The sequence below is a fragment of the Salmonella enterica subsp. enterica serovar Typhimurium str. LT2 genome, from assembly GCF_000006945.2.
Lineage (GTDB): Bacteria > Pseudomonadota > Gammaproteobacteria > Enterobacterales > Enterobacteriaceae > Salmonella > Salmonella enterica.
In genome coordinates, this window is the sequence record NC_003197.2 from 4,079,071 (window position 1) to 4,099,796 (window position 20,726).

Here is a 20,726-nt window from a genome sequence, read left to right on the forward strand (position 1 = left end):
AACGCTTACTACGCGACAGCGAACATCACGTACAGACCCAGACCTACAGCGATCATCGGGATAGCATCCACCAGACCCATAACGATAAAGAACTGAGTACGCAGCAGAGGAATCAGATCAGGTTGACGCGCCGCGCCTTCCAGGAATTTACCCCCGAGGATGCCGATACCGATCGCAGCACCGATTGCCGCCAGACCCATCATCACAGCGGCAGCCATGTACAGCAGATCCATATTCAGGTTTTCCATGACAGTCTCCAGTTTGTTTCAGTTAAAACGTAGTAGTGTTGGTAAATTAATGCTCTTCGGACGCCATCGACAGATAGACAATCGTCAGAACCATGAAAATGAAGGCTTGCAGCGTAATAATCAGGATGTGGAAAATGGCCCACGGCACATTCAGAATCCACTGTGACCACCACGGCAACAGACCAGCAATCAGAATGAAAATCAGCTCACCGGCATACATGTTGCCGAACAGTCGCAGACCGAGAGAAACCGGTTTGGACAGCAGACTTACCCCTTCAAGGATTAAGTTGACAGGAATGAACGCCCAGTGATTGAACGGCTGCAGCGTCAACTCTTTTGCGAAGCCGCCGATGCCTTTCATTTTGATGCTGTAGAACAGAATAAGGATGAATACGCCCAGCGCCATCGACAGGGTGATGTTGACGTCAGCAGACGGCACCACGCGCGTTGCCGGCAGACCCAGCCAATGCTCAGCGATATACGGCAGCAGGTCGATAGGCAGTAAGTCCATCAGGTTCATAAGGAATACCCAGACGAAAATCGTCAGGGCCAGCGGCGCAATCAGCTTGCTTTTGCCATGGTACATGTCTTTGACGCTGCCATGCACAAAGCCGACTATCAGCTCAATCGCGGTCTGAAACTTGCCTGGCACGCCGCTGGTCGCTTTTTTAGCAACGCTACGGAACATCACCAGAAACAACAGACCCAGCACCACCGAGAAGAACATGGAGTCAATATTGAGCGTCCAGAAGGTGGCTGGGGGGTTCTGCGGATCCACCAGCGAGAAAGTACGCAGGTCCAACTGAAGGTTATTCAGATGGTGTCCTATGTATTCCTGCGGCGTCATATTTTCTGAAGCCATGATGCCTTTTACCCTTTGTTGTTAATTACAGCCGGCGCCAGTATCTGAACCACCAGCACCAAAACCCACGTAACGATCAGCGGCAAAAACACCGCCTTTAAAACCGCCAACGCCACCACCAGTAAAACCAGCATCGCTAACACCTTGAAGGCTTCACCGAAGGCGAAAGTCCAGGACACGCGGCCCTTAGCAGGTGTATGCGCCTGGTGACGCCAGGCAAATATCATAAACAACATATTAGGCAGTGCCACTGCCAATCCCCCACATACTGCGGAGATGCCCCAGAAGGGGTCTTTGAGGCAAAACAGCAATCCACTTGCTATTACCGCCAGAAACTGAATGAACAGAAGCTTACGAGCAACGTTTCGACTCACGAGCGACACAGACATCACGTTTTTACTCCTGCTCACTTCGAGGTATGCCGCGTGTCGTATAAAACGTTCTTTAAGACTTAGAGTCAAGCATCAAAAAGCGGTCAAATTATACGGTGCGCCCCCGTGATTTCAAACAATAAGTAGCCAAAAGGTGAATAAATGTTTAAATATTTTTCTCTGGCCCGCATTTTTAACTTTTAGCCAAAGTGTGAACGATCGTACAAAACTGCAAATAGCGCGAAAACACTGGCGATAAAGCGTGCACCAGATCACACATTAAACATATTCATGCTTACGCAATTCATTTACGTGTCAATTCATGCCTTTTCATCTTTTTGATATTTAAGCGTAAAACCAGGTACTGTTTTAAAAATACCAGCTTACACCTTAAAAACGCCCCATTGACATTTATAATAAAAATTTAACAAGCAAAAGTGATTTTTCGATTCGATTTTTAGCAGACTGATATTTACAAAGTTGATTACTCTCTGTTTTAACAAAAGAAGCGACGTTGTCATGTTGAAACGAAACCGTAAATCCAGAGTTAAATGTAACAACGCTGAAATGCGTTATACCTGTCGATTTTTAACACAAGCCGCGTCGTTTTTTTTCTATTTTTTTTGATAAAAATTAAACTTTGTTTGACTTAATAATCACCAGATGCCGCTCGCCTTCCAGTTGCGGAACGCGTAATTTTTCAACAGATTCGACGCTAAAATTGTCAGGTAGTGAGGCAATTTCATCCCCTGGCAATTGCCCTTTTAAGGCATAAAAACGCCCTTTCTCTCCCGGCAGATGGTGGCACCAGCTCACCATATCATTCAACGATGCGAAAGCGCGGCTGATAACGCCATCAAACGGCGGTTCGGAGGGATAGGCTTCAACGCGGCTTTGAACCGGCGTGATGTTTTCCAGTTTCAGTTCGTGCTGGACCTGACGCAGAAAACGTACCCGCTTGCCCAGGCTGTCGAGTAAGGTGAAATGCGCGTCAGGGAGAACAATAGCCAGCGGGATGCCCGGCAGCCCCGGTCCTGTTCCTACGTCGATAAAACGCTGTCCCTGAAGATACGGCGCAACGACTATGCTGTCGAGAATATGGCGTACCAACATTTCGTTGGGATCCCGCACTGACGTCAGGTTGTATGCTTTGTTCCATTTGTGCAGCATATCAACGTAGGCGACCAGCAGCGTTTTCTGGTGATCGGTAAGAGAAATACCGGCATCAGCCAGCAGACGAGAGAGTTTGTTGAGCACGGTCATTACCTGTTAATAATCAAATGCCCGATGCGCTTTCGCTTATCGGGCCTACAAATTTGTAGGGCGGGCAAGCGAAGCGCCCCCGCCAAATTAGTGTTATCAAGCGCTACGACGCAGCATACCTTGTTTTTTCAGCCATACCAGCAGAATGGAGATTGCCGCTGGCGTAACGCCGGAGATACGCGATGCCTGGCCGATAGACGCCGGTTTATGATCGTTCAGCTTGGCGATAACTTCGTTCGACAGACCGGAAACCTGACGATAATCCAGCGTGGCAGGTAGCAACGTATTCTCGTTACGTAGTTGTTTTTCAATCTCATCCTGCTGGCGAGCGATATAGCCTTCGTATTTGACCTGGATTTCCACCTGCTCAGCGGCTTGCTCATCTTCAAGCGCAGGCGCGAATGCGGCAAGCGAAGTGAGCTGCGCGTAGGTCATTTCCGGACGACGCAACAGATCTTCGCCGCTGGCCTCACGGGAGAGAGGCGTGGTCAAATGCGCATTCACTTCATCGGCGGATTCCGCAGACGGCGTTACCCATGTCGATTTCAGCCGCTGACGTTCGCGTTCGATATTTTCCAGCTTCTCGTTGAAGCGCGCCCAGCGTTCATCATCCACCAGACCCAGCTCGCGGCCCATTTCAGTCAGACGCAGATCGGCATTGTCCTCACGTAGCATCAGACGATATTCGGCACGGGAGGTAAACATGCGATACGGCTCTTTGGTGCCCAGCGTACAGAGATCGTCCACCAGCACGCCGAGATAAGCCTGAGAACGCGCAGGCGCCCAGCCCTCTTTGTCGGCGGAAAGACGCGCGGCATTCAGACCAGCGAGCAAGCCCTGCGCCGCAGCCTCTTCATAGCCGGTAGTACCGTTGATTTGACCAGCAAAGAACAGGCCGTGAATAAATTTACTTTCCAGAGTCGGTTTCAGATCGCGCGGGTCGAAGAAATCGTACTCAATCGCGTAACCAGGGCGAACGATCTTCGCGTTCTCCATACCCTGCATGGAACGGACAATCTGCATCTGCACGTCAAACGGCAGGCTGGTGGAGATACCGTTAGGGTAAATCTCGTTAGAGGTCAGTCCTTCCGGCTCAAGGAAGATCTGATGCTGGTTACGATCGGCAAAACGCATCACCTTGTCTTCGATCGAAGGACAGTAGCGTGGGCCGATCCCTTCGATCACGCCAGCGTACATTGGGCTACGATCGAGGTTATTACGAATCACGTCATGGGTTTTCTCATTGGTATGCGTGATGTAACACGGCACCTGTTGCGGATGCTGAGAAGCATTCCCCATAAACGAGAAAACCGGCATCGGGTTATCGCCATGCTGTTGAGCCAACACGCTGAAATCGATAGTACGCGCATCAATACGCGGCGGTGTGCCGGTTTTCAGGCGGCTGACGCGTAGCGGAAGCTCACGCAGACGGCGAGACAGCGGGATGGATGGCGGATCGCCAGCACGACCGCCGCTGTAGTTATCCAGACCAATATGAATTTTGCCATCCAGGAAGGTTCCGACGGTCAGTACCACCGCTTTCGCGCGGAATTTGAGCCCCATTTGGGTCACGGCGCCGACAACGCGATCGTTTTCGACAATCAGATCTTCAACAGCTTGCTGGAAGATCATCAGATTCGGCTGATTCTCCAGCGCGGTACGCACCGCCTGGCGGTATAAGACTCGATCCGCCTGAGCCCGGGTAGCGCGAACGGCCGGACCTTTGCTGGCGTTTAGTATCCTAAACTGAATACCTGCCTGATCGATCGCTTTCGCCATCAGACCGCCGAGCGCATCCACCTCTTTTACCAGATGTCCCTTTCCAATACCGCCGATCGCCGGGTTGCAGCTCATCTGTCCCAACGTGTCAATATTGTGTGTCAAAAGCAGAGTCTGTTGACCCATACGCGCTGCGGCCATCGCGGCCTCAGTGCCTGCATGACCCCCGCCAATAATAATGACGTCAAAAGGATCCTGATAAAACATGGTAATTGCCTCGCATAACGCGGTGTGAAAATGGATTGAAGCCCGGGCGGTGGATTCTACTCAACTTTAGCCGATGGAGAAAGCCCCGGGATCCGGGCTATTAAAAAGAAGATCTTTTTATTTAGAGATCTGTTCTATTGTGATCTCTTATTAGGATCGCGCCAGGCTGTGGATAACCCGGATCCTGTAATAAAGATCAATGCGTTGGAAAGGATCACTAGCTGTGAATGATCGGTGATCGTGGTCCGTATAAGCTGGGATCAAAACGGGTACTTATACACAACTCAAAAAGTGAACAACGGTTATTCTTTGGATAACTACCGGTTGATCCAAGCTTTCCACCAGATTTATCCACAATGGATCGCACGATCTTTACACTTATTTGAGTAAATTAATCCAGGATCCGAGCCAAATCTCCGCTGGATCTTCCGGAATCTCATGTTCAAGGATGTTGATCTTCAGTGTTTCCCCAACCTGTTTTGCGCCAGCGCCTTTCAGTTCCGCTTCTATTTTCTCAATCGCGCCGCAAAACGTGTCGTATTCTCGACTGCCAATGCCAATTGCGCCGAAACGTACCGCGGAAAGATCGGGTTTCTGCGTCTGAAGGTCTTCATAGAAAGGGGTCAGGTTGTCCGGAATGTCTCCGGCACCGTGCGTTGAGCTGATTATCAGCCAGATCCCGGAAGTTGACAGATCCTCTAATAACGGACCGTGCACCGTTTCGGTTGAAAAACCGGCAGCTTCCAGCTTTTCCGCCAGATGTTCCGCGACGTATTCGGCGCCGCCCAGGGTGCTGCCGCTGATAAGAGTAATGTCTGCCATTGATCGCTCGCTCAGGTAAAGAGGCTGCATTGTACTCTGTGAACGAGCTGGGATCTACCTGTGGAAAAATGTGGGATTAAAAAAGCCGATCATGGCTTGATGGTGCGCATGATCGGGTTCTGCAAGACGATCAGTGTCTCAGTGGACTGAATTTCATCAATTGTTTGGATCTTGTTGATAAGTACGTGCTGAAGCGCGTCGATTGATTTGCACATCACTTTTATAAAGATGCTGTAGTGACCGGTGGTGTAATACGCTTCCGTCACCTCATCCAGGCTTTCCAGCCGGGCCAGTGCGGAGGGATAGTCTTTGGCGCTTTTGAGGATGATGCCAATAAAGCAGCCCACATCGTAGCCCAGTTGTTTAGGGCTGACGTCAATCCGTGCGCCCGTAATGATCCCGGCCTGCTTCATTTTCTCGACGCGAACGTGAATGGTTCCAGGGCTAACGCCAAATTGTTTGGCCAGTTCGGCGTAGGCGGTGCGGGCATTTCCCATTAAGGCGTCAAGTATGCCGCGGTCCAGATTGTCGATCTGATAATTTTCCATCGCTTTTTCTTATGCAGATTAATGATTATCTCTATTTTAGCCATTATTTTTAACGAATCAAAACCGAAGTTAGCTTTTTATCTGTTGATTATTGAATAGTGCTCTCGTTTTGTTGCTTAATCATAGGCAACAGGACGCAGGAGTAAAAAAATGAAAACCGCTTACATTGCCAAACAACGTCAAATTAGCTTCGTGAAATCACATTTCTCTCGCCAGCTGGAGGAGCGTCTGGGTCTGATTGAGGTCCAGGCGCCGATCCTGAGTCGCGTAGGGGATGGTACGCAGGATAATTTGTCCGGCTGTGAAAAAGCGGTGCAGGTAAAAGTGAAAGCATTGCCTGACGCCCAGTTCGAAGTGGTGCATTCACTGGCGAAGTGGAAACGTCAAACCCTGGGGCAACATGACTTCAGCGCGGGCGAAGGGCTGTACACGCACATGAAAGCCCTTCGCCCCGATGAAGACCGACTCTCTCCGCTCCACTCGGTCTATGTGGATCAGTGGGACTGGGAGCGTGTCATGGGCGATGGCGAGCGCCAATTTTCCACCCTGAAAAGCACAGTAGAGGCTATATGGGCAGGAATTAAGGCGACGGAAGCAGAAGTGCATAAACAGTTTGGTCTGGCGCCGTTCCTGCCAGAGCAAATTCAGTTTGTTCACAGTCAGGAACTGCTGGCGCGTTTCCCGGATCTGGATGCGAAAGGGCGCGAACGCGCGATCGCCAAAGAACTTGGCGCCGTTTTCCTGGTGGGGATCGGCGGTAAACTGAGCGATGGCCACCGCCATGATGTACGCGCGCCGGATTATGATGACTGGAGCTCCGCATCTGAGCTGGGCTACGCCGGTCTGAACGGCGATATCCTGGTGTGGAACCCGGTGCTGGAAGATGCGTTTGAGCTTTCCTCTATGGGTATCCGCGTAGATGCCGATACGCTGATGCGCCAGCTGGCGTTGACCGGTGATGAAGATCGTCTGCAACTGGAGTGGCATCAGGCGCTGCTGCGCGGCGAAATGCCGCAGACCATCGGCGGCGGGATTGGGCAGTCGCGTCTGACGATGTTGCTGCTGCAATTGCCGCATATTGGTCAGGTACAGTGCGGCGTATGGCCCGCGCAGGTTCGCGAAAGCATTCCTGCTATTTTATAAGCCGTTAGCGCCGCCAGCGTCTCAGCAGGCGGCTTCGCATCCCGGTGTCAAAGCGCCAGATATGATCGAAAATGCGCATGATGCCGGGTTTGCCGTGCGCCGACATCGCCACCGCATGGAATCGATGCTGGTGAAGACGCTGCAACTCTCCCACTTTGCTCACCACGTCATCCGGCAAGCGCTGGGCGATAAAATCCGAAATGACCACCGCATCGGCATCAAACCATTCCCGTCCCTGCATTCTTTCAATAATGGCGCGAAAACAGCTGGCGATATCCGTGCCGCCGCGAAAACGTTGACTTAAAAAGCGGATGGCCTGCTCGATACCTTCCGGGCCGGAGAGTTCATAGCGCACAACGTCAGTGGAAAACAGCATAATAAAGCAGCGGCGGTTATCCGCCAGCGCAACGCGCATCAACGCCAGGCAGAACGCTTTTGCGCACTGCTCGTTAAATCCTCCCATCGAGCCTGAAGTATCGACGCAGACAATAAACGGTCCGCGCGGCTGCTCGTCGACATCCTGGTGTACTACCGGCCGTTCGGTCACTTTCTCACGCCACGCTTCGCCATGCAGGCGATAGGTGAGGAGCTGTTTTTCCACTAACCGGCGGTAAAATTCATATTCCAGCTCGGTGATGCCGAGCGTCGCCAGCTCTGGCGGCAACAGGCGCAGAATATCATCGCCTTGCTGAATACCGTCAACCTGCTCCGGCACCGTTGCGGGTTCGCGTACCAGTGTACGAAAGGTTTCCATCGGCGCGTCTTTTTTCGGTACCGATTTGGCTTCCCGCGAACGTCCCAGTTGTTCCGCCAGTTGCATTAGCTCCGGCTGGGCGGCGAGAAATTCGCCGTATTTTACGATCAGTTGATAATCACCACGTTTAAGCTGGCCCGCGCTCATATCCCACAGGCGGCCTGCGGCATTATCATTTTCCGCCAGCGTCGGTTCCAGTTGCCCGCTCAGCGTCATCCGTTCCTGAACGTCACTCAGCAACTGCTCGCGCTCTTCTTCCAGTAGTTGTTGGTTTAACGTGGTGGCCTGCACGACCAGACTTAACCGCCAGCGTTGCAAAAAAAGCGTGTGTAGCGCAGGGGTAAAGGTACTGTTGCTCTCCGTCAACTGCTTCGCCTGCGCGGCATACGGTGAATGCAGGCGGTGAAGCAACGCCAGTATTTGCGGCAGTTGCACGATGAACTGTGGGGTAGAGAGAAGTTGGCTTTGCTGATAACACATGACCTCTTCCGTGAGTTCCGGCGGAACGCGTGCGTCTTTAAGACGGCTGCGTAGCGCTTCCCGCCAGCGCGGGAGATCGGCGGTCACGGCGTTTTTTAAACGCGGAAACTTTTCAAAGAAAATGACCAGTTGTGGGGAAGCCAGTAGCGCGAGGATCATCTCTTCGACCATTCCCTCTTCGCTGACGGCCAGCATGGTATTTAGCGTATCCAGCGTCAGCATTGTTTCGCCTGGCGGATCTGTTCTCCTACATCCTGCAGGCTGGCCTCAATGCGCCCTAACCAGTCGCTGTGAATAAACAGGCAATGTTGCTGTTCGCTGAAGCGGGTATGCTGCTGGCGCCAGTCGTTTTCTAACGTTTCCAGCTGCTGTTTGATCTCCGCAGGCATACTGTCTTCAGCCGTTCCCGGTAACGCCAGACGGGTACCTTGTAGACTGATGTCGCGCACCACCAGATGTTGAGCGTTATCGACTTCCATATTCAGCGTTTGGGCAAAGCCGATCCCGTTCAGTTTGCCGCGGATCTCGCCGCCTTTGGTCAGCCAAAGTTCCAGCGCGCTGCGGTCAAAGGTAATATGGATCACTTCCATATCATGCAATTTGAGCGGTTTTTGTAGCAATAACGTCAACGTTGACGCACTGGCTTCCGGCGGTAAAGTGTAATGCGGGCGACGGCTGAACATACCGCCTTCTTTAATGACGGTGAAGGCGGTTTTATCGCTTTGCTGTTGCTGCAACTGAAGGCGACGCTGGACGATACCGCCGAGGCGAGTCAGCATGGCCTGCTGCTGCCAGGCGTGTCCGGTCATCAATATTTCCAGTTGCTGTTGCATGAGATTCAGACTCTGCGCGTCATACCACAAGCAATCTTTTAGCAGGATAAGGTCAATCGGCGCAACCGCGTCGCGTCCGCTAAAGAAGGCGCTGGCCTGTAACAGGCGGATGGCTTTCTTCCAGCGACGGTCGGAGACATAAGGCGCATTCGGCAAATTATCCAGCTGTTGGCGCAGAGTAAATATCAGCTCAAAGACCGGATCAGGGAGTGAAATCGCGCCGATATCCTTTTGCCACTGTTGATATTCTTCGTCGCTAACCTGTAACGAGGCAGGTACCGGGTTATCACTTTCATCCTGCTGACTGACCAGCATGGAGCGGAAATTGGCTTTATCCTGAACTTTATCCAGCCACAGGCGAATCAACATTCGGTCGTACAACGCTTCCAGGCTGCTGTCCGCTTCGGGCAGTTCGTTAGAGGCCGCCACCAGCAGCCGCATCGGAATTTTTTCCTCAAATGCGCCGTTGCGGAAATGGCGTTCGTTAATGGCGGTCAGCAATGTGTTCAGGATAGCTGGCCCGGCTTTCCAGATTTCATCCAGAAAAACGATTTCGGCTTCGGGAAGGTAGCCGGTCGTTAAGCGTTCATAGCGACCTTCATCTTTCAGCGCCTGAATAGAGAGCGGGCCAAAAACCTCTTCCGGCGTGGAAAAGCGTGTCATCAGATATTCAAAAGCGCGGGCGCGCTGGAAAGCAAACTTCAGGCGGCGGGCAATCAGACTCTTGGCGATACCGGGCGGGCCCAACAAAAAGACGCTCTCACCGCTTAACGCCGCCAGTAGGCAAAGGCGTATGGCATGACTACGTTCATACAGCCCCTTCTCAAGGGCGCTGCTCAGACGGGAAATTCTTTCCGCTAATAAATGTGGGTGAGCCATAATAAAGAGGCGTCCTTTCGACAAATGGATCATGCTAATTGCGAGTATAGACGTTTCACCACCGGGGCTGTAATCGTCTGACGCGCTGTTTATTTTTCTTTGAGCCAGGTTAATCTGGCTTCATTTAGGGGTACGATTTTATGATTAATCGTGCATACTGTGCGCTTTTTTGTGGGCCAAGGGACTAAGCACACATTTCATATCTATACACTCATTCATTCAAACTACATCAAGGCGGCAAAGGAGTGAATCCCCTGGCACTGACTTAAACGTGTGACTGGGGTAAGCGAATGCAGCCGACAAGGAGGTAGGGTGAAGGGTGACGTGTATAAACGAAAGATGAGTCTATGAGCACTGATAATAAGCAATCGTTGCCTGCGATTACCCTCGCAGCTATTGGGGTTGTCTACGGTGATATTGGTACCAGCCCGCTTTATACGCTTCGTGAATGTTTGTCCGGTCAGTTTGGTTTTGGCGTTGAACGAGATGCCGTATTTGGTTTTCTGTCGCTGATCTTCTGGCTACTCATCTTTGTGGTTTCCATCAAATATCTCACCTTCGTGATGCGCGCCGATAACGCGGGTGAAGGTGGAATTTTGACGCTGATGTCGCTTGCCGGGCGTAATACCTCGGCGCGCACCACATCCATGTTAGTTATCATGGGACTGATAGGCGGCAGCTTTTTCTATGGCGAAGTGGTGATTACGCCGGCGATTTCGGTGATGTCGGCGATTGAAGGCCTGGAGATTGTCGCGCCGCAGCTGGATACCTGGATTGTCCCGCTCTCCATTATTGTGCTGACTCTGTTGTTTATGATTCAGAAGCACGGTACGGGAATGGTAGGGAAACTCTTTGCGCCGATCATGCTGACCTGGTTTTTAATCCTGGCGGTACTTGGCCTGCGCAGTATTATCGCCAATCCCGAAGTGTTACATGCGCTGAATCCTGTCTGGGCGGTACGTTTTTTCCTTGAATATAAAACCGTATCATTTATTGCGTTGGGCGCGGTGGTGCTGTCGATTACCGGCGTAGAGGCGTTGTACGCCGATATGGGACACTTCGGTAAGTTCCCGATTCGCCTGGCGTGGTTTACCGTGGTATTGCCGTCGTTAGTACTGAACTACTTTGGTCAGGGCGCATTGCTACTTAAGCATCCGGAAGCGATTAAAAACCCCTTCTTCCTGTTGGCGCCGGACTGGGCGTTAATTCCGCTGCTGATTCTGGCCGCGCTGGCGACGGTGATCGCCTCCCAGGCGGTCATTTCCGGCGTCTTTTCGCTGACGCGTCAGGCCGTGCGTCTTGGCTATTTGTCGCCAATGCGCATTATCCATACCTCCGAGATGGAGTCCGGTCAGATCTATATCCCTTTCGTTAACTGGCTGCTTTATTTCGCGGTCGTGGTTGTTATTGTTAGCTTTGAGCACTCCAGCAACCTGGCGGCGGCCTATGGTATCGCCGTGACCGGCACGATGGTGCTGACGTCTATTCTTTCTACGACCGTGGCGCGTAAGAACTGGCACTGGAACAAATATTTTGTCGCGCTGATCCTCATCGCATTCCTGTGCGTGGATATCCCGCTGTTCTCGGCTAACCTCGATAAATTGTTGTCCGGCGGTTGGCTGCCGCTGAGCCTGGGTCTGATCATGTTCACGATCATGACCACCTGGAAGAGCGAGCGTTTCCGTCTGTTGCGTCGTATGCATGAACACGGTAATTCGCTGGAAGCGATGATTGCTTCACTGGAGAAGTCACCGCCGGTTCGGGTGCCGGGTACTGCCGTATACATGTCGCGCGCGCTCAGTGTGATCCCTTTTGCTTTATTGCATAACCTGAAGCACAACAAAGTGTTGCATGAGCGCGTAATCTTACTGACGTTGCGTACGGAAGATGCGCCTTATGTGCATAACGTTCGCCGGGTGCAGATTGAGCAGTTGTCTCCGACATTCTGGCGCGTGGTGGCCAGCTACGGCTGGCGCGAAACGCCAAACGTTGAAGAGGTGTTCCACCGCTGCGGTCTGGAAGGCCTTAGCTGTCGGATGATGGAAACGTCGTTCTTTATGTCGCACGAGTCGTTGATTGTCGGCAAACGCCCGTGGTATTTGCGTCTGCGTGGCAAGCTGTATTTGTTGTTGCAACGCAACGCCCTGCGCGCGCCGGATCAGTTCGAGATCCCGCCTAACCGCGTGATTGAGTTAGGTACGCAGGTCGAGATTTAACCTCCCATCAACATGCCGGGGGCCGCGTTGGCTTACCCGGCCTGGCCAATCCGTAGATTCCCACAAGATAATCGCCTGATTTCCGCTAGCGAAACGTTTCGACGGCGATCACAATTCTGTTACGTCATGATGGTTTTATGAACACATCCGGGGTTACACTGCGGCCAGCGAAACGTTTCGCTAGTGGAGCAGAAAAATGAAGAAAGGCACCGTACTCAACTCTGAAATCTCGTCGGTCATTTCCCGTCTGGGGCATACTGATACTCTGGTAGTCTGTGATGCGGGTTTACCCATCCCGAATAGCACCGCGCGTATCGATATGGCACTAACCCAGGGCGTACCTTCTTTTATGCAGGTGGTGGATGTCGTGACCCGGGAAATGCAGGTTGAGGCGGCGATTCTTGCAACGGAAATCAAACAACAGAATCCGCAGCTCCACGAAACGTTGCTCACTCACCTTGAGCAACTGCAGCAACACCAGGGAAACACCATAAAAATTAGTTATACGACACACGAACAATTCAAAAAATTGACTGCAGACAGTCAGGCGGTGATTCGCAGCGGGGAGTGTTCCCCGTATGCGAACGTCATTCTTTGCGCTGGCGTCACTTTCTGAGGCCGCTATGGACGCATTACTGCAACTCAAAGGGATCGATAAAGCGTTCCCCGGCGTGAAGGCTCTCTCCGGCGCCGCGTTAAACGTTTATCCTGGCCGCGTTATGGCGCTGGTGGGGGAAAACGGCGCCGGAAAATCCACCATGATGAAAGTATTAACCGGCATCTATACGCGAGATGCGGGATCGTTGTTATGGCTGGGTAAAGAGACCACCTTTAATGGGCCTAAATCGTCTCAGGAAGCCGGGATCGGCATTATTCATCAGGAACTGAACCTGATCCCGCAGTTGACCATTGCGGAAAACATCTTCCTGGGCCGTGAGTTTGTGAATCGCTTTGGCAAAATCGACTGGAAAAAGATGTATGCCGAAGCCGACCACCTCTTAGCCAAACTCAATCTGCGTTTTAAGAGCGATAAGCTGGTGGGCGAACTCTCTATCGGCGATCAGCAAATGGTGGAAATCGCCAAAGTGCTGAGCTTCGAATCCAAAGTCATCATTATGGATGAACCGACCGATGCGCTGACCGACACTGAAACCGACTCTCTGTTCCGCGTTATCCGCGAATTAAAATCGCAGGGGCGCGGCATTGTCTATATCTCCCACCGTATGAAAGAGATCTTCGAAATTTGCGATGACGTGACGGTCTTCCGCGATGGGCAATTTATCGCCGAGCGTGAAGTGGCCACGTTGACCGAAGATTCTCTTATCGAAATGATGGTGGGACGTAAGCTGGAAGATCAGTACCCGCATCTGGATAACGCGCCGGGTGAGATTCGCCTCAAGGTCGATAATCTGTGCGGACCGGGCGTGAATGATGTCTCTTTTGTGCTGCGAAAAGGCGAGATTCTTGGCATCTCCGGCCTGATGGGCGCCGGTCGCACCGAGCTGATGAAAGTATTGTACGGCGCGATGCCGCGAACCAGCGGTTATGTGACGCTCGATGGACACGAAGTGGTGACGCGCTCTCCGCAGGACGGGCTGGCCAATGGCATCGTTTATATCTCTGAAGACCGTAAGCGCGATGGACTGGTGCTCGGCATGTCAGTTAAAGAGAATATGTCGCTGACGGCGCTGGACTATTTCAGCCGCGCTGGCGGAAGCCTGAAACACAAAGATGAGCAGCAGGCGGTGGGGGATTTTATCCGTCTGTTCAACGTCAAGACGCCTTCAATGGAACAGGCGATAGGCCTGCTTTCCGGTGGTAATCAGCAAAAAGTGGCGATTGCCCGCGGGTTGATGACGCGCCCGAAAGTGCTCATTCTCGACGAGCCGACCCGCGGCGTGGACGTCGGCGCCAAGAAAGAGATTTACCAGCTTATCAACCAGTTTAAGGCCGACGGCCTGAGCATCATTCTGGTCTCATCTGAGATGCCAGAAGTATTAGGCATGAGCGATCGCATCATCGTCATGCATGAAGGGCATCTCAGCGGTGAATTTACTCGCGAGCAGGCCACCCAGGAAGTGTTAATGGCTGCCGCAGTGGGCAAGCTTAATCGCGTGAATCAGGAGTAAAAAAGATGACAACCCAGGCTGTTTCTGGTCGCCGTTATTTCACTAAAGCGTGGCTTCTTGAGCAGAAGTCGCTCATTGCCCTGCTGGTGTTGATCGCGATTGTTTCGACGTTGAGCCCCAACTTTTTTACCGTTAATAATCTGTTCAATATTCTTCAACAGACCTCCGTTAACGCCATTATGGCGGTGGGGATGACGTTGGTGATTCTGACATCGGGGATCGATCTGTCCGTCGGTTCCCTGCTGGCGCTCACCGGTGCGGTTGCCGCTTCAATCGTCGGCGTTGAAGTGAATGCGCTGGTCGCGGTTGCCGCCGCGCTGGCGCTGGGCGCTGCGATTGGCGCCGTCACTGGCGTTATCGTCGCGAAGGGCCGCGTACAGGCGTTTATCGCTACGCTGGTGATGATGCTGCTACTGCGTGGCGTGACGATGGTTTACACCGACGGTAGCCCGGTCAACACCGGCTTTACCGATAACGCCGATCTGTTTGGCTGGTTCGGTATCGGTCGTCCGCTGGGCGTTCCTACGCCGGTCTGGATCATGGCTATCGTCTTTATCGCCGCCTGGTATATGCTGCATCACACTCGTCTGGGACGCTATATCTACGCGCTGGGCGGTAACGAAGCGGCGACGCGTCTGTCTGGCATTAGCGTGAGCAAAGTGAAAATTATCGTCTATTCACTTTGCGGCCTGACAGCATCGCTGGCGGGCATCATTGAAGTGGCGCGCCTCTCTTCCGCGCAGCCGACGGCGGGTACCGGCTATGAGCTGGATGCTATTGCCGCCGTGGTGCTGGGCGGCACCAGCCTTGCAGGTGGTAAAGGGCGCATTGTTGGGACATTGATCGGCGCATTGATTCTCGGCTTCCTTAATAATGGTTTGAATTTGTTAGGTGTTTCCTCCTATTACCAGATGATCGTCAAAGCGGTGGTGATTTTGCTGGCGGTACTGGTAGACAACAAAAAGCAGTAACAACGACTACAGGACATCTGAAATATGAACATGAAAAAACTGGCTACCCTGGTATCTGCTGTTGCGCTGAGCGCCACCGTGAGCGCGAATGCAATGGCGAAAGACACCATTGCGCTGGTGATCTCTACCCTCAATAATCCCTTCTTCGTGTCGTTAAAAGACGGGGCGCAAAAAGAGGCGGATAAACTGGGTTATAACCTGGTGGTGCTGGACTCCCAGAACAACCCTGCCAAAGAGCTGGCGAACGTGCAGGATTTAACCGTTCGCGGGACCAAAATTCTGCTGATCAACCCGACTGACTCCGATGCGGTGGGTAACGCGGTGAAGATGGCGAACCAGGCGAAGATTCCGGTTATCACGCTTGACCGCCAGGCAACCAAAGGCGATGTCGTCAGCCATATCGCGTCTGATAACGTGCTGGGCGGTAAGATCGCTGGCGACTATATCGCGAAAAAAGCTGGCGAAGGCGCCAAAGTGATTGAGTTGCAAGGCATTGCCGGAACATCTGCGGCGCGTGAGCGTGGCGAAGGTTTCCAGCAGGCGGTAGCCGCCCACAAATTTAATGTCCTGGCCAGCCAGCCTGCTGATTTCGACCGTACTAAGGGTCTGAACGTCATGCAGAACCTGCTAACCGCGCATCCGGATGTTCAGGCTGTCTTCGCCCAGAACGATGAAATGGCGCTGGGCGCACTGCGCGCACTGCAAACTGCCGGTAAAGCAGATGTGATGGTGGTTGGATTTGACGGTACGCCGGATGGCGAAAAGGCCGTAAAAGATGGCAAACTGGCAGCGACTATCGCTCAGTTACCGGATCAAATCGGCGCCAAAGGCGTTGAAGTGGCGGATAAGGTGTTGAAAGGCGAAAAAGTTCAGGCCAAATATCCGGTTGACCTGAAACTGGTCATCAAGCAGTAATAAACGACACGGGTCAACTATGGCCTGATGGCGACAGAAATACGCGAGCCTCCGCTGAGGTGAACGTAAAAAAAAGAAAAGCAGGGCACGCGCCACCCTAACCGGTGGCGCACTTTGACGTGGAACCCCGAATATGAAAACCGCAGGTAATCTCATCGTCCTTGGCAGCATTAATGCCGATCATATCCTTAATCTTGAGTCCTTCCCTACCCCGGGTGAAACGGTAACCGGTAGCCATTATCAGGTCGCGTTTGGTGGGAAAGGCGCGAATCAGGCGGTTGCTGCGGGACGTAGCGGGGCAAATATTGCGTTTATCGCCTGCACGGGCGATGACGATATTGGCGACAGTATTCGTAAACAATTAGTCAGCGATCGTATTGATATCGCGCCAGTTAGCGTTATTAAAGGCGAGTCTACCGGGGTGGCGCTGATTTTCGTTAATGGCGAAGGCGAGAACGTCATCGGTATTCATGCCGGAGCGAATGCCGCGTTATCGCCGGCGTTGGTTGATGCGCAGCGTGAACGTATCGCGCAGGCGGATGCGTTACTGATGCAACTGGAATCGCCGCTGGAAAGCGTACTGGCGGCGGCGAAAATCGCCCATCAACATCATACTACTGTTGCGCTTAATCCGGCGCCTGCCCGTGAGTTACCGGATGAACTGCTGGCGCTGGTGGACATCATCACGCCAAATGAAACGGAAGCTGAAAAGCTGACGGGCGTGCGTGTGGAAAATGACGACGATGCCGCGAAAGCTGCGCAGGTTTTGCATGATAAAGGCATTCGAACCGTATTAATTACCTTAGGAAGCCGTGGCGTCTGGGCCAGCGTAGACGGCGAGGGCCGCCGCGTTCCTGGATTTAGCGTTGAGGCTGTCGATACCATTGCTGCCGGAGATACGTTTAACGGCGCCTTTATCACCGCGATACTGGAGGAGACGCCGTTGCCGGAAGCGATTCGCTTTGCCCATGCCGCCGCCGCGATTGCCGTAACGCGTAAAGGCGCGCAACCTTCCGTTCCGTGGCGCGAAGAGATAGAAGCGTTTTTACATCAGCAGGGGTAACGCTTGGCTACTATGAAAGATGTTGCCCGCCTGGCGGGAGTCTCTACATCGACGGTCTCTCACGTTATTAACAAAGATCGCTTTGTGAGTGAGACGATAACCGAAAAAGTTGAAGCGGCGATTAAATCGCTCAACTATGCGCCTTCTGCGCTGGCGCGAAGCCTCAAGTTAAACCAGACCCGCACGATTGGTATGCTAATTACCGCCAGTACCAACCCTTTTTATTCCGAACTGGTGCGCGGCGTTGAGCGAAGCTGTTTTGAGCGCGGTTATAGTCTGGTGCTGTGCAATACCGAAGGCGACGAGCAACGGATGAACCGCAACCTGGAGACGCTGATGCAAAAACGGGTAGACGGTTTACTGCTGCTGTGTACCGAAACGCATCAGCCTTCTCGTGAAATCATGGAGCGTTATCCGTCTATTCCTACCGTCATGATGGACTGGTCGCCGTTTGATGGTGAGGGCGATAGCGATCTCATTCAGGATAATTCGTTGCTAGGCGGCGATCTTGCTACCCAATACCTTATCGATAAAGGATTTACCCGAATAGCCTGTATTACCGGCCCGCTGGACAAAACGCCAGCGCGTTTACGGCTGGAAGGGTATCGGGCGGCGATGAAACGCGCAGGGCTGGCTATTCCGCAAGGCTATGAGATCACCGGCGATTTTGAATTTGGCGGCGGCTTTGACGCCATGCAGGCGTTACTCGCCCATCAACAGCGACCGCAAGCGGTTTTTACCGGAAACGATGCGATGGCTGTCGGCGCCTATCAGGCGCTATATCAGGCGGGGCTTCGTATTCCGCAGGATATGGCAGTCATTGGCTATGATGATATTGAGCTGGCGCGCTATATGACGCCGCCGCTGACGACTATCCATCAGCCGAAAGATGAATTGGGCGAGCTGGCTATTGATGTGTTGATTCATCGGATGGCGCAGCCCGCCTTGCAACAACAGCGACTTCAGCTTACTCCGGTTTTGACGGTGCGTGGGTCGGTTTAGATTTATGCCGTTCTTTAATCAGATTGTTGCCGTCTTTGGCTCTTAGCAGCATAAACATCAGCGCGGACACGATAGTGATCGCCCCCATCGTGATAAAGGTATAGTGGAACTGTTCCACGGTACTGGTGCCCGCAAAACCTTCATAAATACGTAACACCGCCGCGCTGATCGCCACGCCTAAACTGATAGACAATTGCTGCGTAACCGCCAGAACGCTGTTGCCGCTGCTGGCATTATCGTCCGTCAGATCCGCAAGAGTAATCGTATTCATTGCCGTAAATTGAGTGGACATCGCCATTCCAAGAATGAATAGCGGCAGCACGAGCATCCAGATCGGCATGGCGGGAGATTGAAACGAAAACTGGGCAATCATCAGACCGATAAATACCGTAATGCCGACCAGAGTCTTCCGGTATCCCAAACGTCGTAAAACCTGCGTTACGGTCGATTTCGCGATAATAGAACCCAAAGCCGTCGGCGCCATCATGCAGCCGGCGATCAGAGCCGGGTAGCCAAAACCAACCTGTAGCATTAACGGCATCAAAAAAGGTACGCAGCCTGTCCCCAGACGCGTGGCGAGGTTGCCGGCAATACCGACGGAAAATGTGCGTGTCTTAAACAGCGATAGTGATATTAACGGTGTCGGATGACGGCGGGCGTGGCGGATATAGGCCAATAGTAGAACGATACTGCAAAAAATAATGGCGGATGCGATCCATGTCGCCACAATCTTTTCGCCAAACAGTTCCATTCCGCTGGAAAATAAAACCAGACTTAACCCAAAAAGAAAGAAGCCGGTCATGTCAAACTTGCGACGCGGCGTGGTGAAGTTGGGCATATATTTGCGGGCATACAGAATGCCTGCAACACCAATGGGAATATTAATCAGGAAGATCCAGTGCCAGCTTGCCCAGGTCACCAGTACGCCGCCTAATACCGGCCCCAGAATCGGACCTACCAGCCCCGGCATAGTGACAAAGTTAAGAACGGGCAGCAGCTCACTACGCGGATAGGCTCGCAATAACGCCAGCCGCGCCACTGGCATCATCATCGCTCCGCCGACGCCTTGTACGACGCGAAAAATAACCAATTCAGATAGTGAACTGGAGAGCGCGCAGGCCAGCGAGCCTAACGTAAACAGACTTACGGCAACCATAAAAACGCGACGCGTACCAAAGCGGTCAGCCAGCCAGCCGCTTACCGGAATTAACATAGCTACTGTCAGGGTATAACTGATAATAGCGGACTGCATGGCGAGTGGTGAACGGTTAAGACTATGCGCAATAGCCGGTAAAGCGGTATTCAAAATGGTGGCGTCTAGCGCCTGCATAAAGAAGGCCATCGCCGCGATCCACGGCAGGCCAGCCATACTGCGCGCTTTTTTGCTGGTCATTCAATATCCTGTTAATTATCTGGTCTCTCATTGGGCGCTATTAACAACGCCTGGCAGGCCTGGAAAGCGCGTTCGCCGTCGCCATCAGCGATGGCATCAACAATGGCCTGGTGCAAATCCAGCTTTACCACCTCGTTATAGGTGATTGAGGTAAAGTAAGTGTGATAAACCGAATGAAATAGCGTCGCAAAAGAGATTAGAAAGGGATTGGCGCTCATTTCGTAGATATGCTCGTGCCACGCCATATCCACTTCAATCCAGCGTTCACGCTTAAAATGCTTTTTCAGCGCGACCATCTCTTCCATTAAGGCATTAAGCCGCGCTTTCTGCTCCGGTGTGCCAAGAGTCGCCGCCAGCAGGCAGGCTTGCGGCTCCAGGCTAATACGCATCACCAGAAAATGCTCTACCACCTGATGAAAATTTTCTTCCGTCATCCACCAGGTCAGCAGCTCTTGATCCAGAAAGTTCCAGTTTCCCTGCGGCATCACCCGCGTACCAATGCGCGGACGAGGTAGCACCATACCTTTAGCCGTCAACGTTTTCACCGCTTCGCGAACTGCCGTTCGACTTACGCCGTACTGCTCGCCCAGTTCTATTTCGCCGGGAAGAATCGTACCGGGGGCGTAGTCACCCTTTAATATCCGCTGCGCCAGCTTTTCAGCCAGAACATAGGATAGATTTTTCTGTGCGGCTAATTGTTGTGCGCTTAAAGGCATGAATGTTCTTCCTTTCTCTTTCGTTTGGTTATTAGTATGCCACCTGGAAGTGTGATTGCAGTTGCAATAACGGCAATTTGCTTATTTTATGGCACGTTAAGCACGCTATTGATGAAAAAAGAGACACTCAGA

The 20,726-nt window shown here is 52.5% G+C and carries 19 protein-coding genes and 27 other annotated features; of the genes, 8 read left to right on the forward strand and 11 right to left on the reverse strand.

Translation table 11 applies throughout. The features are described 5' to 3' along the window. Positions 1–8: 8 nt before the first annotated feature. The 7 genes from atpE to asnC all read right to left on the reverse strand — a co-directional run bounded on the left by atpE (position 9) and on the right by asnC (position 6,198). The gene (gene atpE, locus STM3870; RefSeq protein NP_462769.1) for a membrane-bound ATP synthase, F0 sector, subunit c occupies positions 9–260 on the reverse strand. Within the gene, positions 9–248 belong to an annotated coding region; the region does not span the whole gene. Next, positions 255–260, reverse strand: a ribosome-binding site (putative RBS for atpE; RegulonDB:STMS1H003826). Its footprint overlaps the gene before it by 6 nt. A 34-nt stretch (positions 261–294) precedes the next feature. After that, positions 295–1,126, reverse strand: a protein-coding gene (atpB, locus tag STM3871) for a membrane-bound ATP synthase, F0 sector, subunit a (RefSeq protein ID NP_462770.1). Within the gene, positions 295–1,110 belong to an annotated coding region; the region does not span the whole gene. After that, the gene (atpI, locus tag STM3872) for a membrane-bound ATP synthase subunit, F1-F0-type proton-ATPase (protein NP_462771.1) occupies positions 1,119–1,619 on the reverse strand. Within the gene, positions 1,119–1,499 belong to an annotated coding region; the region does not span the whole gene. The genes atpB and atpI overlap by 8 nt, the downstream gene beginning before the upstream one ends. Further along, positions 1,121–1,126, reverse strand: a ribosome-binding site (putative RBS for atpB; RegulonDB:STMS1H003827). Its footprint overlaps the gene before it by 6 nt. Next, positions 1,510–1,515 (reverse strand) — a ribosome-binding site (putative RBS for atpI; RegulonDB:STMS1H003828). Beyond that, positions 1,595–1,603, reverse strand: a -10 signal (putative -10_signal for atpI; RegulonDB:STMLTH004621). Further along, positions 1,611–1,619: a -35 signal (putative -35_signal for atpI; RegulonDB:STMLTH004621), on the reverse strand. Before the next feature lie 495 nt (positions 1,620–2,114). Next, positions 2,115–2,750, reverse strand: a protein-coding gene (gene gidB, locus STM3873; protein ID NP_462772.3) for an associated with glucose-inhibited division. Within the gene, positions 2,115–2,738 belong to an annotated coding region; the region does not span the whole gene. Beyond that, positions 2,745–2,750, reverse strand: a ribosome-binding site (putative RBS for gidB; RegulonDB:STMS1H003829). Its footprint overlaps the gene before it by 6 nt. A 90-nt stretch (positions 2,751–2,840) precedes the next feature. After that, positions 2,841–4,742 (reverse strand): associated with glucose-inhibited division gene (gene gidA, locus STM3874; RefSeq protein NP_462773.1). Within the gene, positions 2,841–4,730 belong to an annotated coding region; the region does not span the whole gene. Next, positions 4,737–4,742, reverse strand: a ribosome-binding site (putative RBS for gidA; RegulonDB:STMS1H003830). Its footprint overlaps the gene before it by 6 nt. Positions 4,743–5,108: 366 nt before the next feature. Continuing rightward, positions 5,109–5,552 carry an initiation of chromosome replication gene (mioC, locus tag STM3875; protein NP_462774.1) on the reverse strand — a complete coding sequence of 148 codons (444 nt, stop codon included), beginning with the start codon at positions 5,550–5,552 and terminating at the stop codon, positions 5,109–5,111. Between the two features lie 89 nt (positions 5,553–5,641). After that, positions 5,642–6,198 (reverse strand): transcriptional regulator for asnA, gidA gene (asnC, locus tag STM3876; RefSeq protein NP_462775.1). Within the gene, positions 5,642–6,100 belong to an annotated coding region; the region does not span the whole gene. Beyond that, positions 6,106–6,111 (reverse strand) — a ribosome-binding site (putative RBS for asnC; RegulonDB:STMS1H003831). It overlaps the preceding gene by 6 nt. Further along, positions 6,145–6,153 (forward strand) — a -35 signal (putative -35_signal for asnA; RegulonDB:STMLTH004623). On the opposite strand from asnC, the gene asnA reads away from it, so the two are divergent. After that, positions 6,145–7,243 (forward strand): asparagine synthetase A gene (gene asnA / locus STM3877; protein NP_462776.1). Within the gene, positions 6,251–7,243 belong to an annotated coding region; the region does not span the whole gene. The genes asnC and asnA overlap by 54 nt on opposite strands. Further along, positions 6,169–6,177 (forward strand) — a -10 signal (putative -10_signal for asnA; RegulonDB:STMLTH004623). (Overlaps the previous gene by 9 nt.) Next, positions 6,174–6,182: a -10 signal (putative -10_signal for asnC; RegulonDB:STMLTH004622), on the reverse strand. Its footprint overlaps the feature before it by 4 nt. Beyond that, positions 6,190–6,198: a -35 signal (putative -35_signal for asnC; RegulonDB:STMLTH004622), on the reverse strand. Beyond that, positions 6,238–6,243 (forward strand) — a ribosome-binding site (putative RBS for asnA; RegulonDB:STMS1H003832). 4 nt (positions 7,244–7,247) lie before the next feature. Here asnA and yieM read toward each other — a convergent pair. Both yieM and yieN read right to left on the reverse strand, forming a co-directional pair. Continuing rightward, the gene (gene yieM / locus STM3878) for a putative inner membrane protein (RefSeq protein NP_462777.3) occupies positions 7,248–8,690 on the reverse strand. Within the gene, positions 7,248–8,672 belong to an annotated coding region; the region does not span the whole gene. Beyond that, positions 8,685–8,690: a ribosome-binding site (putative RBS for yieM; RegulonDB:STMS1H003833), on the reverse strand. Its footprint overlaps the gene before it by 6 nt. Positions 8,691–8,692: 2 nt before the next feature. Further along, positions 8,693–10,206, reverse strand: a protein-coding gene (gene yieN / locus STM3879) for a putative regulator protein (RefSeq protein NP_462778.1). Within the gene, positions 8,693–10,189 belong to an annotated coding region; the region does not span the whole gene. Continuing rightward, positions 10,201–10,206 (reverse strand) — a ribosome-binding site (putative RBS for yieN; RegulonDB:STMS1H003834). Its footprint overlaps the gene before it by 6 nt. A 319-nt stretch (positions 10,207–10,525) precedes the next feature. After that, positions 10,526–10,531 (forward strand) — a ribosome-binding site (putative RBS for kup; RegulonDB:STMS1H003835). Between yieN and kup the strand changes: the two genes are divergently transcribed. The 7 genes from kup to rbsR all read left to right on the forward strand — a co-directional run bounded on the left by kup (position 10,526) and on the right by rbsR (position 18,485). Further along, the gene (gene kup, locus STM3880) for a KUP family low affinity potassium transport system (protein ID NP_462779.1) occupies positions 10,526–12,405 on the forward strand. Within the gene, positions 10,537–12,405 belong to an annotated coding region; the region does not span the whole gene. It overlaps the preceding feature by 6 nt. 96 nt (positions 12,406–12,501) lie before the next feature. Next, positions 12,502–12,510 (forward strand) — a -35 signal (putative -35_signal for rbsD; RegulonDB:STMLTH004625). Then, positions 12,502–13,021, forward strand: a protein-coding gene (gene rbsD / locus STM3881) for a D-ribose high-affinity transport system (RefSeq protein NP_462780.1). Within the gene, positions 12,602–13,021 belong to an annotated coding region; the region does not span the whole gene. Its footprint overlaps the feature before it by 9 nt. Beyond that, positions 12,529–12,537 (forward strand) — a -10 signal (putative -10_signal for rbsD; RegulonDB:STMLTH004625). It overlaps the preceding gene by 9 nt. Next, positions 12,533–12,553 (forward strand) — a protein binding site (putative binding site for CRP, RegulonDB: STMS1H000093). (Overlaps the previous feature by 5 nt.) Beyond that, positions 12,589–12,594: a ribosome-binding site (putative RBS for rbsD; RegulonDB:STMS1H003836), on the forward strand. Next, positions 13,020–13,025 (forward strand) — a ribosome-binding site (putative RBS for rbsA; RegulonDB:STMS1H003837). Then, the gene (gene rbsA, locus STM3882; protein NP_462781.1) for a D-ribose high-affinity transport protein occupies positions 13,020–14,534 on the forward strand. Within the gene, positions 13,029–14,534 belong to an annotated coding region; the region does not span the whole gene. It overlaps the preceding feature by 6 nt. Before rbsD ends, rbsA begins: the two co-directional genes overlap by 2 nt. Then, positions 14,526–14,531: a ribosome-binding site (putative RBS for rbsC; RegulonDB:STMS1H003838), on the forward strand. It overlaps the preceding gene by 6 nt. Further along, the gene (gene rbsC, locus STM3883) for a D-ribose high-affinity transport protein (1st module, ATP-binding subunit) (RefSeq protein NP_462782.1) occupies positions 14,526–15,505 on the forward strand. Within the gene, positions 14,540–15,505 belong to an annotated coding region; the region does not span the whole gene. Before rbsA ends, rbsC begins: the two co-directional genes overlap by 9 nt. 9 nt (positions 15,506–15,514) lie before the next feature. After that, positions 15,515–15,520: a ribosome-binding site (putative RBS for rbsB; RegulonDB:STMS1H003839), on the forward strand. Then, the gene (gene rbsB / locus STM3884; RefSeq protein ID NP_462783.1) for a D-ribose transport protein occupies positions 15,515–16,420 on the forward strand. Within the gene, positions 15,530–16,420 belong to an annotated coding region; the region does not span the whole gene. It overlaps the preceding feature by 6 nt. A gap of 119 nt (positions 16,421–16,539) precedes the next feature. Next, positions 16,540–16,545, forward strand: a ribosome-binding site (putative RBS for rbsK; RegulonDB:STMS1H003840). Next, positions 16,540–17,483, forward strand: a protein-coding gene (gene rbsK, locus STM3885) for a ribokinase (protein NP_462784.1). Within the gene, positions 16,554–17,483 belong to an annotated coding region; the region does not span the whole gene. Its footprint overlaps the feature before it by 6 nt. Next, positions 17,475–17,480 (forward strand) — a ribosome-binding site (putative RBS for rbsR; RegulonDB:STMS1H003841). (Overlaps the previous gene by 6 nt.) Beyond that, positions 17,475–18,485, forward strand: a protein-coding gene (gene rbsR / locus STM3886) for a transcriptional repressor for rbs operon (GalR/LacI family) (RefSeq protein ID NP_462785.1). Within the gene, positions 17,487–18,485 belong to an annotated coding region; the region does not span the whole gene. The genes rbsK and rbsR overlap by 9 nt, the downstream gene beginning before the upstream one ends. Here rbsR and yieO read toward each other — a convergent pair. Both yieO and yieP read right to left on the reverse strand, forming a co-directional pair. Beyond that, positions 18,451–19,889 (reverse strand): putative MFS family tranport protein gene (yieO, locus tag STM3887; protein ID NP_462786.1). Within the gene, positions 18,451–19,878 belong to an annotated coding region; the region does not span the whole gene. The two genes, rbsR and yieO, sit on opposite strands and share 35 nt — an antisense overlap. Then, positions 19,884–19,889, reverse strand: a ribosome-binding site (putative RBS for yieO; RegulonDB:STMS1H003842). (Overlaps the previous gene by 6 nt.) Further along, positions 19,890–20,608, reverse strand: a protein-coding gene (gene yieP / locus STM3888; RefSeq protein NP_462787.1) for a putative gntR family regulatory protein. Within the gene, positions 19,890–20,594 belong to an annotated coding region; the region does not span the whole gene. Next, positions 20,603–20,608 (reverse strand) — a ribosome-binding site (putative RBS for yieP; RegulonDB:STMS1H003843). Its footprint overlaps the gene before it by 6 nt. Positions 20,609–20,726: the final 118 nt, after the last annotated feature.

What these genes read in the sequence shown, in the direction of transcription:
- atpE (NP_462769.1), bottom strand. Translation starts at nt 248, where the DNA reads ATGGAAAACCTGAATATGGATCTGCTGTACATGGCTGCCGCTGTGATG.
- atpB (NP_462770.1), bottom strand. Translation starts at nt 1,110, where the DNA reads ATGGCTTCAGAAAATATGACGCCGCAGGAATACATAGGACACCATCTG.
- atpI (NP_462771.1), bottom strand. Translation starts at nt 1,499, where the DNA reads ATGTCTGTGTCGCTCGTGAGTCGAAACGTTGCTCGTAAGCTTCTGTTC.
- gidA (NP_462773.1), bottom strand. Translation starts at nt 4,730, where the DNA reads ATGTTTTATCAGGATCCTTTTGACGTCATTATTATTGGCGGGGGTCAT.
- mioC (NP_462774.1), bottom strand. Translation starts at nt 5,552, where the DNA reads ATGGCAGACATTACTCTTATCAGCGGCAGCACCCTGGGCGGCGCCGAA.
- asnC (NP_462775.1), bottom strand. Translation starts at nt 6,100, where the DNA reads ATGGAAAATTATCAGATCGACAATCTGGACCGCGGCATACTTGACGCC.
- asnA (NP_462776.1), top strand. Translation starts at nt 6,251, where the DNA reads ATGAAAACCGCTTACATTGCCAAACAACGTCAAATTAGCTTCGTGAAA.
- yieM (NP_462777.3), bottom strand. Translation starts at nt 8,672, where the DNA reads ATGCTGGCCGTCAGCGAAGAGGGAATGGTCGAAGAGATGATCCTCGCG.
- yieN (NP_462778.1), bottom strand. Translation starts at nt 10,189, where the DNA reads ATGGCTCACCCACATTTATTAGCGGAAAGAATTTCCCGTCTGAGCAGC.
- kup (NP_462779.1), top strand. Translation starts at nt 10,537, where the DNA reads ATGAGCACTGATAATAAGCAATCGTTGCCTGCGATTACCCTCGCAGCT.
- rbsD (NP_462780.1), top strand. Translation starts at nt 12,602, where the DNA reads ATGAAGAAAGGCACCGTACTCAACTCTGAAATCTCGTCGGTCATTTCC.
- rbsA (NP_462781.1), top strand. Translation starts at nt 13,029, where the DNA reads ATGGACGCATTACTGCAACTCAAAGGGATCGATAAAGCGTTCCCCGGC.
- rbsC (NP_462782.1), top strand. Translation starts at nt 14,540, where the DNA reads ATGACAACCCAGGCTGTTTCTGGTCGCCGTTATTTCACTAAAGCGTGG.
- rbsB (NP_462783.1), top strand. Translation starts at nt 15,530, where the DNA reads ATGAACATGAAAAAACTGGCTACCCTGGTATCTGCTGTTGCGCTGAGC.
- rbsK (NP_462784.1), top strand. Translation starts at nt 16,554, where the DNA reads ATGAAAACCGCAGGTAATCTCATCGTCCTTGGCAGCATTAATGCCGAT.
- yieO (NP_462786.1), bottom strand. Translation starts at nt 19,878, where the DNA reads ATGACCAGCAAAAAAGCGCGCAGTATGGCTGGCCTGCCGTGGATCGCG.
- yieP (NP_462787.1), bottom strand. Translation starts at nt 20,594, where the DNA reads ATGCCTTTAAGCGCACAACAATTAGCCGCACAGAAAAATCTATCCTAT.